This is a genomic window from Catenulispora sp. GAS73 (assembly GCF_041262085.1).
Lineage (GTDB): Bacteria > Actinomycetota > Actinomycetes > Streptomycetales > Catenulisporaceae > Catenulispora.
In genome coordinates, this window is sequence record NZ_JBGCCM010000020.1 from 107,718 (window position 1) to 123,694 (window position 15,977).

General features: G+C 69.7%; 14 protein-coding genes. 5 read left to right on the plus strand and 9 right to left on the minus strand.

Annotated features, from left to right (window positions below; genetic code table 11):
- Positions 1-162: 162 nt before the first annotated feature.
- Together ABH935_RS28550 and ABH935_RS28555 are read left to right on the plus strand one after the other, a co-directional pair.
- A complete protein-coding gene (locus ABH935_RS28550; protein WP_370381017.1) occupies positions 163-1,602 on the plus strand; it encodes a C39 family peptidase in 1,440 nt (479 codons plus the stop codon).
- 331 nt (positions 1,603-1,933) lie between these two features.
- The gene (locus ABH935_RS28555) at positions 1,934-5,833 is read left to right on the plus strand and encodes a glycoside hydrolase family 3 C-terminal domain-containing protein (RefSeq protein ID WP_370381018.1); all 3,900 of its coding nucleotides are present in this window, start codon (positions 1,934-1,936) and stop codon (positions 5,831-5,833) included.
- 101 nt (positions 5,834-5,934) lie between these two features.
- On the opposite strand, the gene ABH935_RS28560 is transcribed toward ABH935_RS28555, so the two are convergent.
- Both ABH935_RS28560 and ABH935_RS28565 read right to left on the minus strand, forming a co-directional pair.
- Positions 5,935-6,321, minus strand: coding sequence for a VOC family protein (locus ABH935_RS28560; RefSeq protein WP_370381019.1), 387 nt, complete (start codon positions 6,319-6,321; stop codon positions 5,935-5,937).
- A gap of 29 nt (positions 6,322-6,350) precedes the next feature.
- The gene (locus tag ABH935_RS28565; RefSeq protein ID WP_370381020.1) at positions 6,351-6,770 is read right to left on the minus strand and encodes an STAS domain-containing protein; all 420 of its coding nucleotides are present in this window, start codon (positions 6,768-6,770) and stop codon (positions 6,351-6,353) included.
- Positions 6,771-6,956: 186 nt separating this feature from the next.
- Here ABH935_RS28565 and ABH935_RS28570 point away from each other — a divergent pair, with 186 nt between their 5' ends.
- Positions 6,957-7,289, plus strand: a complete 333-nt coding sequence (locus ABH935_RS28570) for an RNA polymerase-binding protein RbpA (RefSeq protein ID WP_370381021.1) — start codon at positions 6,957-6,959, stop codon at positions 7,287-7,289.
- A gap of 86 nt (positions 7,290-7,375) precedes the next feature.
- On the opposite strand, the gene ABH935_RS28575 is transcribed toward ABH935_RS28570, so the two are convergent.
- The 5 genes from ABH935_RS28575 to ABH935_RS28595 form a co-directional block, all read right to left on the minus strand.
- On the minus strand, positions 7,376-7,579 hold the full coding sequence (locus ABH935_RS28575) for a cold-shock protein (protein ID WP_194908594.1): 204 nt from the start codon (positions 7,577-7,579) through the stop codon (positions 7,376-7,378).
- 258 nt (positions 7,580-7,837) lie between these two features.
- On the minus strand, positions 7,838-8,998 hold the full coding sequence (locus ABH935_RS28580; protein WP_370381022.1) for a N(5)-(carboxyethyl)ornithine synthase: 1,161 nt from the start codon (positions 8,996-8,998) through the stop codon (positions 7,838-7,840).
- Positions 8,991-10,022, minus strand: coding sequence for a glycosyltransferase (locus ABH935_RS28585; protein ID WP_370381023.1), 1,032 nt, complete (start codon positions 10,020-10,022; stop codon positions 8,991-8,993). The genes ABH935_RS28580 and ABH935_RS28585 overlap by 8 nt, the downstream gene beginning before the upstream one ends.
- Positions 10,019-11,185: a glycosyltransferase gene (locus ABH935_RS28590; protein WP_370381024.1), complete on the minus strand. Its 1,167-nt coding sequence runs from the start codon at positions 11,183-11,185 to the stop codon at positions 10,019-10,021. The genes ABH935_RS28585 and ABH935_RS28590 overlap by 4 nt, the downstream gene beginning before the upstream one ends.
- Positions 11,186-11,556: 371 nt before the next feature.
- Complete coding sequence (locus tag ABH935_RS28595; protein WP_370381025.1) at positions 11,557-11,997, minus strand: DUF5994 family protein; 441 nt, start codon at positions 11,995-11,997, stop codon at positions 11,557-11,559.
- A gap of 193 nt (positions 11,998-12,190) precedes the next feature.
- Between ABH935_RS28595 and ABH935_RS28600 the strand changes: the two genes are divergently transcribed.
- Entirely contained in the window at positions 12,191-12,820 is a 630-nt protein-coding gene (locus ABH935_RS28600; protein WP_370381026.1) for an anti-sigma factor domain-containing protein, read from the plus strand.
- A gap of 16 nt (positions 12,821-12,836) precedes the next feature.
- Here ABH935_RS28600 and ABH935_RS28605 read toward each other — a convergent pair whose 3' ends face one another.
- Complete coding sequence (locus tag ABH935_RS28605; RefSeq protein WP_370381027.1) at positions 12,837-14,792, minus strand: heavy metal translocating P-type ATPase; 1,956 nt, start codon at positions 14,790-14,792, stop codon at positions 12,837-12,839.
- Positions 14,793-14,895: 103 nt separating this feature from the next.
- On the opposite strand from ABH935_RS28605, the gene ABH935_RS28610 reads away from it, so the two are divergent.
- Positions 14,896-15,249, plus strand: a complete 354-nt coding sequence (locus tag ABH935_RS28610) for a metalloregulator ArsR/SmtB family transcription factor (protein ID WP_194908577.1) — start codon at positions 14,896-14,898, stop codon at positions 15,247-15,249.
- A 72-nt stretch (positions 15,250-15,321) separates the two neighbouring features.
- Here ABH935_RS28610 and ABH935_RS28615 read toward each other — a convergent pair whose 3' ends face one another.
- Positions 15,322-15,819, minus strand: a complete 498-nt coding sequence (locus tag ABH935_RS28615) for a hypothetical protein (protein WP_370381028.1) — start codon at positions 15,817-15,819, stop codon at positions 15,322-15,324.
- Between the last annotated feature and the right edge of the window lie 158 nt (positions 15,820-15,977).

Genomic DNA, 15,977 nt, shown 5'->3' on the forward strand with positions numbered 1-15,977 from the left:
GCCTCGAATTCCAAGATCATTGGCGGGTATCCGTCATGATTCGACGTTGACTCCCTTCCGATCATGCCAACTGGCTAGGATTCAACATGATTCAACACACCGTGCGGGAACAAGCGCGCCCCGCACGGTGGCGACATTCTGGCGCGGGGACTTGGAGGACAGATGTCAGCGAGCACTCAATCGGATCAGCGGGACACGGGCGGTTCGGTGAGTCGGCGGGCGGTGCTCACCAGCGGGGCCGTCGTCGGCGCCGCGCTGGTGGGGGCGGTGGGGGTCGCGGGAGCCGGGACGGCGGCGGCAGCGACGTCCGCGGCGGCGACTACGAACGGTAAGAAGAACCCGGCCGCGGGAACCGGTGCGGTGAAGAACACTGACCAAGCACGGGTCCGGTTCGACCGGTGGACCACGTGGTCCGACTTCCAGTGCGGGGAGTCCGACGGCGTGCTGGCGTTGCCGGGGCCGCGGTTGGGCGTCGTCATCGCGGAGGCGGTGGGGACCACCTCCTACACCGACCCTTATCTGAACACCACCACGCAGTACGAGTACGCGACCTGGACCTCCCCGCTGCGCCGGCTGGACTTCGGCGCGACGCAGCTGACCGCGCACTGGAACGCCGAGACGCCGAAGGGCACGTTCCTGAAGGTGGAACTCCTGGCGACCATGGAGGACGGCCACCTCGACACCTGGGTGATGGGCATCTGGACGTTCGACGACAGCGAGCTCATACGCACCTCGGTCAACGGCCAGATCAACGCCTACGGCGAGATCGACACCGACACCTGGAGCTCCGAAACCGGGCACTCGATGAGCGCCTACCAACTGCGCCTGACGCTGTTGCGCCACCCCGGTTCGCCGGTGACGCCCCGCGTCTGGCAGATCGGCGCGGCCGCGTCCGACGTCCCCACGCGTACCACGGTGCCGGCCAGCACGCCTGGACCCGCCACGGGGATCACCCTGCCGGTCAAGCCGTACGCGCAGTACGTGCACGACGGGCAGTACCCCGTGTACGGCGGTGGCGGTGAGGCGTGGTGCAGCCCGACCTCGACGGAGATGGTGGTCGAGTACTGGGGCAAGGCCCCCACGGCCGATCAGATGTCCTGGATCGATCCGAGCTACGCGGACCCGGCGGTGGACCAGGCGGCGCGGTACAGCTACGACTACGGGTATCAGGGTACTGGGAACTGGCCGTTCACCTGCGCCTACGCGGCTTCGTACGGGCTGGACGCGATGGTCGTGCGACTGAACTCGATGACCGAGCTGGAAGTACTCATCGCAGCCGGGTTCCCGATCGTGACTGCGCAGTCGTTCACGTTGGCGGAGAACGGCCACTACGCGAGCAACGGGCACTTGTGGCTCGTCATCGGGTTCACCGACACCGGCGACGTGATCGTCAACGACCCGGCCGCCCAGACCGACGCCGGGGTCTACACGGTGTATCCGCGGCGGACGTTCGAGAACGTGTGGCTGCGGACCAACTTCACGAAGGCCAACGGAAAGCCCGGGTACAGCTCCGGCGGCGTCGCGTACCTGATCAAGCCCCACGACATGGGGCTGCCGGACGTCGTGGATCCGCGGAACCCCAGCTGGCCCTCCGAGTGGTAGAGATCGCCCGGAACCGGTAACGGATGCGGTTCCGGGATCGGTTCCGGAACCGGTTCTTCATTGACAGTGGTTAACCCGCGCGCAATATTCAAGCCGAACGAGGGCGCCCTCCCTGATTACTTCGCACGGATAACGCACCAGCCGATGGCTGCTGCCATCTGTGGGATCTTCCGGGACTGAAGGGACAGCAATGAGGCTCCTCACACCCGCGCGCTGGTCCACGCCCGCACGCGGTCGACCACGGTCGTCCAGGCCGGGATCGTCCAGACCACGGCCGGTTTTCCGTACCCTGCTGGCGGCCGGGGCGTTGTTCGCCGCGTCGCTGGCGGGTTTGCCCAGCCAGGCGCACGCCGCTGCCGGGACCCCGTTCGGCGGGACCGCGGCGGCTTTGCCGGGTCTGGTCGAGGCTGCGAACTATGACACCGGCGGGCAAGGTGTCGCCTACAACACCGCCGCCGGAAACGGCACCGCCAACAGCTACCGCGCCGACGGCATCGATTTGGAGAGCACCGCCGACACGGTGGGCACCACGCCGGCCGGAGGCGCCTATGACGTCGGTTGGACGACGCCGGGACAGTGGTTCAACTACACGGTCAACGTCGCTACAGCGGGTACGTACAGCGTCGCGTTCCGCCTGTCCTCGCCGTATGGGCTCACTGACGCGCTGCACATTGCTGACTCCTCCGGCGCCAACCTCACTGGTGCGGTCGCCGTTCCCAACACCGGCGGTTATGAGACCTGGACCACGGTCACGGCCAGCCTGGTTCTGCCGGCCGGCACGCAGACGCTGACGGTGAAGCAGGACTCGAACGGCTTCAACTTCCACAACATGTCGTTCACTCTCACCACCAGCGGGGGTGGCGGCGGTAGCGGCGACAAGCCGTTCGGCGGGACACCCGCACCGGTGCCCGGCACGGTGCAGGTCGCGAACTACGACACCGGCGGCCAAGGCGTCGCGTACAACACAGCGGCGGGCAATGGCACCGCCAACAGCTACCGCTCCGATGGCATAGACCTGGAGAACACCGCCGACACCCAGGACACCAGTCCGCCCGGCGGCGCCTACGACTTGGGCTGGACCAACGCGGGACAGTGGTTCAACTACACGGTCCAGGTGGCCACCAGCGGCATCTACACCGTCAGCTTCCGGGTTTCCGCCCCGGCGGCGGTCGGCGACGCGCTGCACGTCGCCGACTCCTCCGGCGCCAATCTGAGCGGCGCGGTCGCCGTTCCCGCGACCGGCGGGTATCAGACCTGGACGACGGTCACCGCGAACGTCACGCTGGCGGCCGGTGCGCAGACGCTCATCGTCGCCCAGGACGCCGGCGGCTGGAACCTGCACTTCCTGTCCTTCGCCCAGGGATCGAACAACGGCGGCGGAGGCGGCGGCCCGACCCAGTACTGCGGGTATCAGGACCTCGCGCTCGGCCAGCCGACCACGGCGTCCTCGACGTACTCCGCCACCGGCAACCTGGCCTCCGCGGCCACCGACGGCGACCCCGGCACCCGCTGGGAGAGCGCGTACAGCGACCCGCAGTGGCTGGAGGTCGACCTCGGTTCGCAGACCTCGATCTGCGCCGCCGCGCTGTCATGGGAGGCGGCCTACGCCTCGGCGTTCCAGATCCAGGTGTCGACCGACAACGCGAACTGGAACACGGTTTACTCCACGACCACCGCGACCGGCGGGAGCGAGTCGTTCACGTTCTCGGCGACCGCTCGCTACATCCGGGTGAACGCGACGAAGCGTGCGACCCAGTGGGGCGACTCGATCTTCGAGTTCGACGTCTACGGTCTGACCAGCGTGCCCCCGCTCTCCGGCGGTAACGGCAACGGCGGCAACGGCGTCTGCCCCTGGCTCAACTCCACCGCGCCGGTCGCACAGCGGGTGCAGCAGATCCTGAACACGATGGACCAGTCCGAGGAGTTCACCCTGCTCTCCGGCGACGGCGGCTCGTCGTACATCGGCCAGGTCGCCGGCATCCCCAACCTCTGCATCGCGCCGATGAACATGCAGGACGGCCCGACCGGTGTCGGCGACGGGACCGGCGGGGTCACCGCCTACCCCGACGGCGAATCCGCGGCTGCCACCTTCGACCCGGCGCTGATCCAGCAGGAGGGCACCGCGATGGGTGCCGAGTTCGCGGGCAAGGGCGTGAACGTCTCGCTCGGGCCGACAACGAACATGGTGCGCGACCCGCGCTGGGGCCGGACGTATGAGACGTACGGCGAGGATCCGTTCCTGGCCGGTCAGATCACCTCGGCGCAGGTGCGGGGTCTGCAGAGCCAGGGCGTTCAGGCCATGGTGAAGCACGTCGCGGCCTACGACCAGGAGACGTACCCGAACGGCGGCAACAACGAGACCGTGAGCAACCAGGCGTTGCAGGAGCTGTACCTGGCTCCGTTCGAGTCCACCATCGCGCAGTCCGCGCCGGCCTCGTTCATGTGCTCCTACGCGGTCGTCAACGGCAGCGCGTCGTGTCAGAACTCGTACATGCAGATCAAGGGTCTCGACGACGCGGCGAACTACGGCGGCTACATCACCTCCGACTGGGGCGGCGACTACAACAACGTCGCCTCCGAAGTCGGCGGCATGGACATCGGGATGCCGTTCCCCGGCTCGATCCCGACCGACCTGGCCAACGCGGTCAAGGCCGGGACGCTGAGCCAGTACGCGGTGAACGCGGCCGTCAGCAGGATCCTGACTCAGGCGTTCGCCTTCGGCCTGTTCGACAACCCGGCCAGCGGCTCCCTGTCCAACACGGTCACCTCCGCGGCGCACCAGCAGACGGCGCTGCAGCTCGGTGAAGAGGGCACGGTCCTGCTGAAGAACAACGGCATCCTGCCGCTGAACCCGAACCCGAGCAGCGCGAAGTCCATCGCGGTGATCGGCACCGACGGCGGCGCCGGCGTCGAGATCGCCGGCGGCGGCAGCGGGACCGTGACGAGCGCGAACACGATCTGGCCGCTGACCGGGATCCAGAACGCGGTCGGGCCGAACGTGAAGGTCACGTACACCCAGGGGAACGACAACGGGACGACGAACATCCCGCAAGCGGTGGCCGCGGCGCAGGCCGCGACGGACGCGATCATCTACGTCAACGCGCCCGAGGGCGAGGAGAGCGACCTGAAGACGCTCGACCTGTCCGCCACGGACGAGACGATGATTTCGGATGTCGCCGCCGCGAACCCGAACACCATCGTGGTGATCAACAGCGGCTCGCCGGTGGTCATGCCGTGGCTGAACAACGTGGCCGGCGTCTTCGAGAACTGGTACGGCGGCGGCGAGACCGGCGCTGCCGTCGCGGCGCTGATCTTCGGTCAAGCGAACCCGTCGGGCAAGTTGCCGGTGACGTTCCCGTCGTCGTTGTCGCAGGTTCCGGCGCAGACCACGGCGCAGTGGCCGGGGACGCCGACGGGGCCGATCTACAGCGAGGGCGTGAACATCGGCTACCGCTGGTACCAGTCGCAGAACATCACCCCGGCGTTCCCGTTCGGATACGGCCTGTCGTACACCAAGTTCGCGTTCTCCAACTTGGCGGTCGGCGGGTTCAACGCCAACGGGCAGGCCACGGTGACCGCGACGGTGACCAACACCGGGTCGGTGGCCGGGGCCGAGGTGGCGCAGATGTATGTCGGTGATCCGGCGGCCAGTCAGGACCCGCCGAACCAGCTGGCCGGGTTCCAGCGCGTCATGCTCAACCCGGGGCAGAGCACGCAGGTCAGCTTCCCGCTGACGGTTCACAACCTGGCTTCTTGGTCCGGCACCGACAACCAGTGGGAGGCACACGCTGGCACCTACGCCATCAGGGTTGGCGACGCGTCGAACAACCTGCCGCTGACTGGCTCGACTTCGCTGGCGAACACGCTGACCGGCCAGGTCGCCGCTGGCGCCTCCTACGCGGGGGTGTCGTCGGCGAACACCGCGATCAGCGCGAACGTCACGCCGAACTCGGGCGTGCCGGGCGCGGAGACGGTCGGCGTGGTCAACCCCTTCGGCTACAGCAGCCCGAAGGGCGCGGCAGTGTCCTTCCCGATGCAGGCCGTGGACTCGAACAGCGCGCAGACACTCACCTACACGGCAACCGGGCTGCCCCCGGGCATCTCCATCAGTGGCAACGGCACGTTCTCCGGCAGCGGGACCACGCTGGGGACGTACACCGTGACGGTGACGGCCAAGGACAGCGTGGGCGTCTCCGGCACCGCCACGTTCGTTTGGTCGGTGGTGCAGTGAGCTAACGCGGTCCTGAAACAAGTGAGGGCCTTCCGGCTCGGTGTGCGGCGATCAGACTCGCACGCCGACGGCCGGAAGGCCCTCATGGTCCGGAGAACCGGTCAAGCCGGCCTGCCTCCAGCCCGCTCCCACTGCGCCTCATCCCATTCGACGTACTCGATCTGCACGCCGCCGGCCAACCTGGCCGTGAGGTTCCGGCCGGTGGGCACCTCCTGCGGGCCGCGCACGATCTGGGCTCCGGTCTCGCTGAGGCGCCGCAGGCACTCGTCGAGATCGTCCACGATGAGAGTCGCCACCGTGGCCCTGAACGGCTCCAGTGTCTGCTCGTCGCCGGCCACCACCAGGACCCTGCCGACGGCCGCCAGTTCCAAGCCGTTCGGCATCGAGAAACGGGTGGCGACAGGCTCGCCGGTGACAGCCTGCAGGGGCGTCAGCGCCGCGTCCACGTTGTCCGCGTAGACGCGGGCGTAGGTCCGGAAGACTCGCATGCGTACAGGCAAGGTCGGCGGCCCCTCGGCTATTCCGCCCGGTCGCTGAACGCATCCGCGGCGCTGGCGTAGCAGCGCAGCATCGGAGCCAGGCCCGTGATCCGCAGTACTTTGTGGAACGTCGCGCCGGCCCCGCACAGCCGCAGCCATCCGTCGTTCTTCTGCGCCAGGCGGTGGATGTGCAGCAGCGTGTTCATGCCGGTGCAGTCGCAGAAGGACACGTGCTCCAGATCGGCTGCCACGCGCTGGTCGGTGGAGCCGCGCAGTACTTCGGTGCAGGCCGCCTTCAGCATCGGCGTCGTGGCCAGGTCGAGGTAGCCGGTCAGCTCGACGACCGGGCCCTTCGGCGTGTCCTGGATGGTGATGCGCAGGCTGTCCCGCGGCGTGCTCCGCAGCAGCGGGAAGTCACGCGACTGCGACTGCTGCGGTAGGACGGATGTGCTCAACATTGCTCCTGGGGGTTCTGCGGCGGCCGCGGGATCCGGCCGCTCGGCGCGGGCTCGCTATGCGCCGATGCGATCACGATCGACTCGATTCCTGACCAGCGGTGCCGTGGGGGCGTACTGTTCGTCTCAGCGGAACGGCTCGCTCAGCTGAGCTCAGAGCCGGCCGCGGCTAAGGAGGCTCCAAACACCATGGGACGCAGCGGAATTCGCGGGAGCAGGATCGGGGCAGGGCCCAGAGGCGAGAACGAACGAGGGCCGTTGGCGACGCGGGTGGCGGTGACCTTCTGGTGCGCGATCGGCCATTCGACGAGCCCGATCTTCGCCGCGACCGCCGATGTCCCCACGACCTGGGACTGCAACGCCTGCGACCGTCCCGCCGGGCTGGACCCCGACAACCCGCCGGCGCTGGCGCCGACCGGCCCGTTCAAGTCCCATCTGGCCTACGTCCGCGACCGGCGCAGTGACGCCGACGCCGACGCCATCCTCGCCGAAGCGCTCACGAAGCTTCGCGCAGCCGCGTAACACAAAGAAAGTGCGGCCCGGTACCTGAACCAGGTACCGGGCCGCACTCAGGAATCATCCGGAATTCCGGGCGCCCTGCTCAGCGATCACGCCGGAACGATGTTCGCGGCCTGCGGGCCCTTCTGGCCCTGCGTGACCTCGAAGCTCACGCGCTGGCCTTCCTGCAGCTCGCGGTAGCCCTCGGCGGCGATGTTCGAGAAGTGGGCGAAGACGTCCGGGCCGCCGCCGTCCTGCTCGATGAAGCCGAAGCCCTTTTCCGCGTTGAACCACTTAACGGTACCGGTAGTCATACTTTTTCCTCCTTGTGTGGGGAACGAAGGGATTTCCGCACCGCGCGGAGTCCCGGCCGCTGAAATGTCCCCAACCGGAGGTCCTCCGGTAAAACAAAAGACGCCTGAGCCGCAAAGCATCAGGCGCACACTAAGTTCATGGGTACCACTACTGCAACAAGATCACTGTAGCACAGATCCGAGGGCGAAAACACCCAGGCGGAAATCCGCGCGGGTCCGTTGGGCGAAAACCCGCGCCGAAATCCTCGGACAGCAGCATCAGACAGCCTGCGCCAGATGCGGAAACTCCTCCGCCCGGTGCTGGAACGCCAGAATGGCCGGATTCTGGATCCTGCCGTCCCGGATCTCGATCGCCCGCAGAACGGTCTCGTCGGCGTCCCAGGCGTCCGGGCCGTCCAGAACCGGGCGCAAAAACGGAATCACGGCCTCGCTGTTCTCCCAGGTCGCCGAGTTCCACAGATATGACGGGCTGTGGTCGACGCCGTAGTAGTGCACCCCGTCCCCGACGGTGAACATCGGCTCGGTGAACGTCGTCGGGCGCGCCCAGCTGAAGCCCATGCCCTCGTCGCAGGACACGTCGATGACCAGCGTCCCGGGAGTCAGCGTCGGGAGGTCCTCGTCGATCAGGAAGGTCAGCGGCGCGGCGGTGTCCTGCAGGACGCAGTTCACGATGATGTCGTGCCCGGCCAGGAACTCCGCGAGCGGCTGGCGTCCGGTCTCGGTGAGCGCGTGGCTGCGGCGCGGGTCGTCGGTGTCGTCGGCGTCGTCGTGGTCGAACTGGACGATGCGCGCGGAGTGAATCGGCGAGGCGACCGCGGTGACGCCGCGGCCGGTGAGGACGTCGACGTCGTGGACCCCGAGCGCGTTCAGCGCCGTCACCGCGCCGCGCGCCGTCGCGCCGAAGCCGATCACGACCGCGCGCAGCCGCCGGCCGTAGTCCCCGGTCGAGCCCCGCAGCTGCATCGCGTGCAGCACCGAGGAGTACCCGGCCATCTCGTTGTTCTTGTGGAACACGTGCAGGTTGAACGACCCGTCGCCGCCCCAGTGGTTCATCGCCTCGAACGCGATCAGTGTCAGCCGCCGATCGATGGCCGTCTGCGTCAGCTTCGTGTCCTGCACGCAGTGCGGCCAGCCCCACAGGATCTGGCCTTCGCGCAGCTCTGAGACGTCTTCGAGCATCGGCTTGGCCAGCAGTATGACGTCGCACGACGCCACGAGCTCGGCCCGCGTCCGGATCCCGCCGACGAACGGGGCCAGCCGGCTGTCCGGGACACCGAAGTGCTCGCCGTAGCCCTGCTCCAGGTGAATGCGGGCCCGCAGGTCGGCGTCGATGCGCTCGAAATGCGCCGGATGGATGGGCAGCCGGTGCTCGTTCTCCTTGCGGGAGTGCGCGACGATGCCGAGTTCGAGGTTACGCAAAATGCCCCTTCGTTTGTTTGCTGCTGTGCTGTTTGCGGCTGTGCTGAAAAGTCGAGATCAGCGCGAGCGTCGATTCCGCGCCCTGGTTCTCGTTGCGTCCGTCGCGCTCCAGGCCGTCGCAGCAGCCGCCGGTGCTCTCGTCCGCGAGCCGGACGCCCGCGTCGTTCATCCCCAGGAACCAGGCCATCGCCGAAGCCAGGCCCGCCTCCCAGCGGTCGGCACCGGTGACGGCCAGGGCCCGGGCGCAGGCGTCGGCCAGCGCGGCGGCCTCGATCGGCTGCTGGTCGAAGCCGGGGCCGGTCCAGCCCCGGCCGTGGCCGCCGGCCGGGGTCAGGGACAGGTGGCCGTCCCGGGTCTGCTCGTCCAGCAGCCAGCCCAGCAGGGCCAGGCCGTCGGCGAGCAGGCGCTCGTCGTCCAGCAGGTGGCCGGCGGCGATGAGGACCTCGGCGGGGGCGGCGTTGGCGTAGCTGAGCCATGGCTCGGGCCAGGGCCACGCGGGGTCGGGGCGCGGTGCTCCGATGAGTTCGGCGGCGTCGGCGAGCAGGGCCCGCGCGAGTTCGTGCTCTGGATCGGTGGCCAGGATCTCCGCCGCGCCCAGCGCCGCGAAGGTGTTGCTGCGCGACCAGGGCGAGCGCAGGACCGCGCTGCTGTCGAACATCGCCAGCGCCGCGCTGCGGATCCACGGCGCCGGGCCGCGGGCCGCGGCGGTGCCCAGGCTCCACAGCGCACGTCCCCACCAGTCGCCCACGCCGGGTTCGTCGTGCCAGAGCCGGTCGAGGCCGAGCCGGTTGTGGAACGACCCGTCAGGGTCCTGAGCGTGGGCGACGAAAGCCAGGTAGGTGTCGGCCAGCGCGATCAGGTCGGCGTCCGGTTCCGGTTCGCGGCAGACGACGAGCAGGCCGCGGGCGACGTCGTCGAGACAGTATCCGTGCTCCCGGCGAGGCACCGCGCCGCGCGCGTGCTCGAACAGGCCCGTGTCGTCGCTGAGCCGGCGTAGGTGGGCGAAGGAGATCTCGGGTCTCATACCGCTGCCGTGACCCGGGTCTCAAGAAGCGATTCGGCCAGGGCCCGGTAGGCGTCCGCGACGGAGGACCAGGCCAGGTCGGGTGCGAGGCGGGCACAGGCCTGCGCCATGGACTCGGCCAGGGCCGGCCGGGTCAGCGCCCGGCGCAGCGCCTCGGTCATGGCCGGGACGTCGTGGTGCGGCACCAGCAGCCCGGCGCCGTCGGCGAGCAGTTCCTCGGCGTGCGGGAAGCGGGTCGCGATGATCGGCCGGCCGGCGGCGACCGCCTCGATGAGCACGCCGGAGGTCGCCTGCTCGGTCGAGTCGTACGGCAGGAGCACGGCGTCGGCGCTGCGCGCCAGGTCCATCAGGACTTCGGGATTGCGGAACTCGGGATCGAATTCCACGTCGGCCGAGACGCCGAGCTCCTCGGCGCGGGCGCGCAGGGAGTCGCGGTAGGCCTCGCCTTCGCGCGCCAGAACCTTGGGATGCGTCTGACCGGCGATCACATACCGCGGCGCCGGGCTCAGGTCGCCGAGCCCGGCGAACGCCTCGATCCCCCGCTCGATGCCCTTGCCCGGACCGAGCAGGCCCCAGGTGAGGACCACCGGGCGCCGCGGCGGGGCGACCGGCGCCGGCGGGGCGAACGGGTTGTGGGACGCCAGCGGCGACATGCGGCGGCTGCTGTAGGCACCGTGCGGGATGACCGAGATCTTGGCGGCGTCGACGAGGTAGCCCTCGCGCAGCCGGTCGGCGGCGGTCTGGGACATCACCACGACCGCGGCCGCGGCGTCGGCGACCCGTTCCAGGACCTGACGCTGGTGCGCGGTGGGGGCGGCCAGGACGGTGTGCAGGACCACGATCACCGGTTTGGAGGTCTGCGCCAGGACCCGCAGCACGTCCTCGCCGTCCCGGCCGCCGTAGATCCCGTATTCGTGCTGCACGATGGCGATGTCACAGCGGTTCAGCACCGCCGCGGCCGTGGCCGGACCGGTCGGCGAGCCGTTGACCAGCTGCGCGACGACATCGGGATAGACGGCCGGCTGCGCGGCGTCGACGACCCGGACCACACCGGCCCGGTCGCCGGAGTCCTGGCCGGTCAGGTGGCGCAGCAGGGCCGCGCTGAACGTCGCCAGTCCGCACCGGGTGGGCGGGTAGGTGCTCAGAAAGCCGAAGCTGGTCATCGCGGAGCCCTCACTTCGTCGATCGGCCGGAAGGCGGGCAGGCGGTATCGCGGCTGCTCGCGGAAAAAGACGAGAAAAAGCAAAAAAAGCCATTCGAGACGGTCGCGCTGTTCTGGGCGACCACGACCCTGACCGGGGACCAAGACGCGGAGCAGGTGGCTGCGCTGTGCCGGTGGGCTGCACCGTCACTGGACGACGGTGTCACTGTCGACAGTACCAGCCGGTTCGCTCGTGGGAGACGACGTGCGGCCGGCCTCGTGCTGGACCGGGACCCTGCCCGGACCGCGCCCGGACCGTATAAGAGCTCGGATTCAACTGCCGGAGGCGGGGCTCGGCCGTGCCTTCACGGCCTCGTCCTCACGGCCTCGTCCTCACGGCAGAAGTTCGGCAGCGGTCGCGTTGTTGTCGCGCCCGGCGGCCTCGGCCATGGCGGTCCGCGCCGTTCCGAGGCCGGTCTCCGGCGGGACGACCAGGAGCAGGAAGTGGTTCTGGAATCCGAGGCTGAGGCTGATGGTCCGGTCACTACCCGGGAACCAGCTGATCCTGATCACTTGACCGTCCACGGTGACACTGCGCGGGACGTCGTCCCAGGCATCGGCGTCGAGTCCGACCCGCACGATCCGGCCCAGATGCACGGTCAGCGCCGTGATCAGGTCCGGCAGCTCGGCCATGACGTCGTTCGAGCGCGGCCACCAGGCGCCGTCGAACACCCCGGTCTGCGACAGCGTCGGCTCCAGGACCAGCCGCGGCAGCAGCGGGGCACCGCAGGCGTCGCCTCGGAGGGGTGGAGGGATGAAGGTGGGAATCGCCACGCCACGCCGCCGATCCGGTCCGCGAACGGACCTGCCATGACCCAGGGGCGACACCAGCGCGGATGTTAGTGCGAAAACGCTTCCTCGGATGGCCTCATCATACTCCTGCTTCGAGGAAAAGGTGTATTCCGGACATATCTTCCGCCAATCCGACGGGCCGACGGCTCCGAATCGCCCCCAGAAGGTCGAGCCGATGCGCTCCCAGACCCCCGACGCACGTCGTCCTTCAGTCCCTGCACCTCGTGGTCACTCGCTGACCCGCAGATCAGAGACGTCATCCGGAGCTGTACCGCTAGCTGGAGGAAAGCACGATGACGCACCCGAAAAGAACCGCCAGGATCCTGGCGCTGGCCGCCGCCGTTGGTTCACCACGCTCGGCTGGGGGCTGGCCACGGGTCTGGCCGCGGCCGTGGCGGTCCTGGGCGTCCAGGCGGGTGACCAACAGCACCAGCTCGATCAGGCACATCAGCAGAGCACTGGCATCACGGCGCTGCTGGCCGCGCCCGACGCCCGCACCGACACCGCGAACGTCCGCACCGGCGGCGTCGGCACCGTGCTCGTGTCCCGCTCGCACGACGCGGCCGCGATCACCGTCGACGGGCTCGCGAAGCTGCCCCCGGGCAAGGCCTACCAGCTGTGGATGATCGGGCCCTCCGGCACCCGCTCGGGCGGCCTGCTGGCCACCGGCGCCGACGGCTCCTCCGGACCGGTGCTGGCGCACGGCCTGGGCGACGCGCAGACCATCGGGCTCACGGTGGAGCCGGCCGGCGGGTCGGTTCAGCCCACGACGACGCCGGTCATGCTGCTGCCGATGCCTGCCTGAGCACAGAACACGCTGTTCAGGTCGCAGTCCCGGCGTTCAGCGCCTTGCCCCACACGCTCTTTCGCAGCAGTCGCAGACCGTTGAGTCCCACGATGACGGTCGAACCCTCGTGTCCGAGCACGCCCAGCGGCAGCGGCAGCGTGCCGGCCAGGTCCCAGGTCACCAGGCCGGCGATGATGGCGCCCGCGATCACCAGGTTCGCGACCACGACGCGGCGCGCGCCCCGGGACAGGGCGATCGCCGCGGGCACGGTCGCCAAATCGTCGCGCATCACGACGGCGTCGGCCGTGTCGAGCGCGAGGTCCGAGCCGGCCCGGCCCATGGCGACGCCGGTGTGCGCGGCGGCCAGCGCCGGGGCGTCGTTGACGCCGTCGCCGACCAGCAGCACCCGCTCCCCTGCCGCCTCCCATGCGCGGACCGCGCTGACCTTGTCCTCGGGCAGCAGGCCCGCGCGGACGTCGGTGATGCCGACCTCGGCGGCCAGGCGGTGTGCGGCGGCGGCGTTGTCGCCGGTGAGGACGATCGGCGCGGTGCCGGTCAGCGCTGTGATCTTGGCGACCGTGCGGGCGGCAGCCGGACGGACTCGGTCGGCGATGCCCAGCAGCCCGACCGGCGTGCCGTCGATGCGGACGACTGTGGCGGTCTGGCCGGACTCCTGCATCGCGGTGACGGCGTCGGCTGTCGCGGCACTCGTGGTCACGGTACTCGTGGTCGCGGCACTCATGGTCGCCGCACCGGCGTCCTCGGTGAGCAGGTACGCCGGGCTCCCGACCTCGACCCGACGACCCTCGATCAGGGCACTGACACCACGCCCCGGCGCGGCCGCGAAGTCCTCCGCGTGCGACAGCTCCAGACCGGCGTCCTTTGCCGCGTTCACGACCGCGCGGGCCAGCGGATGCTCCGAGAGATTCTCGGCGGCGGCAGCGAGCGCCAGGATCTGCTTCTCGTCGTATCCGCCGCCCGGCAGGACCGCGATGTCGGCGAGGCGCGGGCGTCCCTCGGTCAGCGTCCCGGTCTTGTCGAAGGCGACGCGGGTCGTGGTCCCGAGGTGTTCCATCACCACCGCGGACTTCACCAGCACGCCGTGGCGCCCGGCGTTGGCCATCGAGGCCAGCAGCGGCGGCATCGTGGCCAGCACCACCGCGCACGGCGAGGCGACGATCATGAAGGTCATGGCGCGCAGCAGGCTCGGCTGGAAGGCGGCGCCGGCCAGCAGCGGGACGACGAACAGCAGGAGCGTCGCGGCGACCATGCCGATCGAGTAGCGCTGTTCCACCTTCTCGATGAACAACTGCGTCCGGGCCTTGGTGGCCGAGGCTTCCTCGACCATCGCCACGATCCGCGCCACGACGGTGTCGGCGGCGGCCCGATCGACCCGCACGGTCAGCGCGCCGACGCCGTTGAGCGTCCCGGCGAACACCTCGTCGCCGGCGTTCTTCGCCACCGGCAGCGGCTCACCGGTGATCGTGGCCTGGTCCACGTCGGAGGCGCCCCGGACCACCTGGCCGTCGGCGGCGACGCGCTCGCCGGGCCGGACCAGGATGGTGTCGCCGACCCGAAGCGCGACGGCGTCCACGACTTCTTCGGAGCCCTCGGCGGCGATCCGGGTGGCACGCTCGGGCGCCAGATCCAGCAGCCCGCGAACAGCCTGTTCGGTGCGGTGGGTGGCGACCGCCTCCAGCGCGCCGGAGGTGGCGAAGATGACGATCAGCAGGGCGCCGTCCAGGACCTGGCCGATGGCCGCCGCGCCCAACGCCGCGACCACCATCAGGAGGTCGACGTCCAGGGTCTTCTCCCGCAGCGCCTGAAGCCCGGCCCAGCCCGGCTCCCAGCCGCCGGCGCCGTAGACCACGGCGTAGAGCGGGCCCCAGACCCACGCGGGCGTCCCCGTCAGCTGCAACGGCAACGCGACCAGGAACAGCAGCAGCGCCGCGGAGGCCCACCGGACCTCGGGCAGGGTGAAGGGAGACATCAGCGGCAAATCCTTGATCACGACATGGCGGACGATCCGACCCGCCCACCCTACAGGAACAAATGAATAATGGTTCATGCGTTCGCGCGGGTAGAATGCGAGCATGGGTCATGGAGCTCCCCCCGCCGAAGCCGTCCCGCGCGTCCGCCTGGACGCCGCCAGCGCGGCCCGGGTGGCGACCACGCTCCAGGCCCTCGCCACGCCGTCGCGCCTACTGATCCTGGCCCGGCTGCGAGAAGGGCCCCTGGCCGCGACCGCACTGGCCGCCGAGGTCGGCATGGAGCAGTCGGCCTGCTCGCACCAGCTGCGCCTGCTGCGCAACCTCGGCCTGGTCACCGCCGAACGCCGCGGCAAGTCGATGATCTACGCGCTCTACGACAACCACGTGGCCGAACTGCTCGACCAGGCCATCTACCACGCCGACCACCTGCGGATGGGCTTCACCGACCCGGCGTGACGGCGGAACAGCACGTCGGCGTCCCCGAGAACGGAGACGCCGACGGCCCAGCGCGCGATCCAGCGATAGCCCTCACACCCGCGCCGCCCGGCCAGCCAGCGACGCCGTCCGCGTGAGCATCATCGCCACGGCCATGAAGATCAGCGCGTCAGTGAGGGCGTCGGCAGTGATCTGGTTCGTCACCATCCAGCGGCCGAGCTGGTGCGGGAACCAGTGCACTGATCCGTAGGAGAACGCCGCGCGGGCGCCGATCACGACGACCCAGACCGCCGCGTAGCCGAGCCCCGCGCGCGAGGCCGCCTTGCCGGTACGGGGGCTGCGATACACCGTGGTCTGGCTCGCCGCGAGCAGGCCCAGCACCAGGCCGGCGGCGGCCGCCGCAAGTTCGAGGACCAGACCGGAGCCGGAGCCGGCGAAGCCCTTGAGGAACAGCGGGACGATCGCGGCGCTGGTGAGCACCGGGCGCAGGACGCGGAAGGCGCCGACCTTGCGGTGCGGTCCCAGGTCTGCTTCGAGGACGGCGAAGAGGACGATCCCGTTGATGAGCATCGCCTGGGTGAGGCCGTTCATGCTGCTTTCCCCCTGGTTGGACGAGACGAATGAGTCGGTCGGGTCCCGTCCAAGTTCCGTCCTCGGCCCCCGCACCGTCGTCACAGCGCGGGGTGACTCCCGGTACTAAGCCTGAGCTGCGTCAATCAACCCGGGAGTCACCTCCTGGTGTGACGCTC

Excerpts from the sequence above, each read along its gene's own strand:
- ABH935_RS28560 (WP_370381019.1), bottom strand. The coding sequence starts at position 6,321 with ATGCGAGTCTTCCGGACCTACGCCCGCGTCTACGCGGACAACGTGGAC.
- ABH935_RS28600 (WP_370381026.1), top strand. The coding sequence starts at position 12,191 with ATGCGCTCCCAGACCCCCGACGCACGTCGTCCTTCAGTCCCTGCACCT.
- ABH935_RS28550 (WP_370381017.1), top strand. The coding sequence starts at position 163 with ATGTCAGCGAGCACTCAATCGGATCAGCGGGACACGGGCGGTTCGGTG.
- ABH935_RS28605 (WP_370381027.1), bottom strand. The coding sequence starts at position 14,792 with ATGTCTCCCTTCACCCTGCCCGAGGTCCGGTGGGCCTCCGCGGCGCTG.
- ABH935_RS28565 (WP_370381020.1), bottom strand. The coding sequence starts at position 6,770 with ATGTTGAGCACATCCGTCCTACCGCAGCAGTCGCAGTCGCGTGACTTC.
- ABH935_RS28575 (WP_194908594.1), bottom strand. The coding sequence starts at position 7,579 with ATGACTACCGGTACCGTTAAGTGGTTCAACGCGGAAAAGGGCTTCGGC.
- ABH935_RS28610 (WP_194908577.1), top strand. The coding sequence starts at position 14,896 with ATGGGTCATGGAGCTCCCCCCGCCGAAGCCGTCCCGCGCGTCCGCCTG.
- ABH935_RS28570 (WP_370381021.1), top strand. The coding sequence starts at position 6,957 with ATGGGACGCAGCGGAATTCGCGGGAGCAGGATCGGGGCAGGGCCCAGA.
- ABH935_RS28585 (WP_370381023.1), bottom strand. The coding sequence starts at position 10,022 with ATGAGACCCGAGATCTCCTTCGCCCACCTACGCCGGCTCAGCGACGAC.
- ABH935_RS28615 (WP_370381028.1), bottom strand. The coding sequence starts at position 15,819 with ATGAACGGCCTCACCCAGGCGATGCTCATCAACGGGATCGTCCTCTTC.
- ABH935_RS28590 (WP_370381024.1), bottom strand. The coding sequence starts at position 11,185 with ATGACCAGCTTCGGCTTTCTGAGCACCTACCCGCCCACCCGGTGCGGA.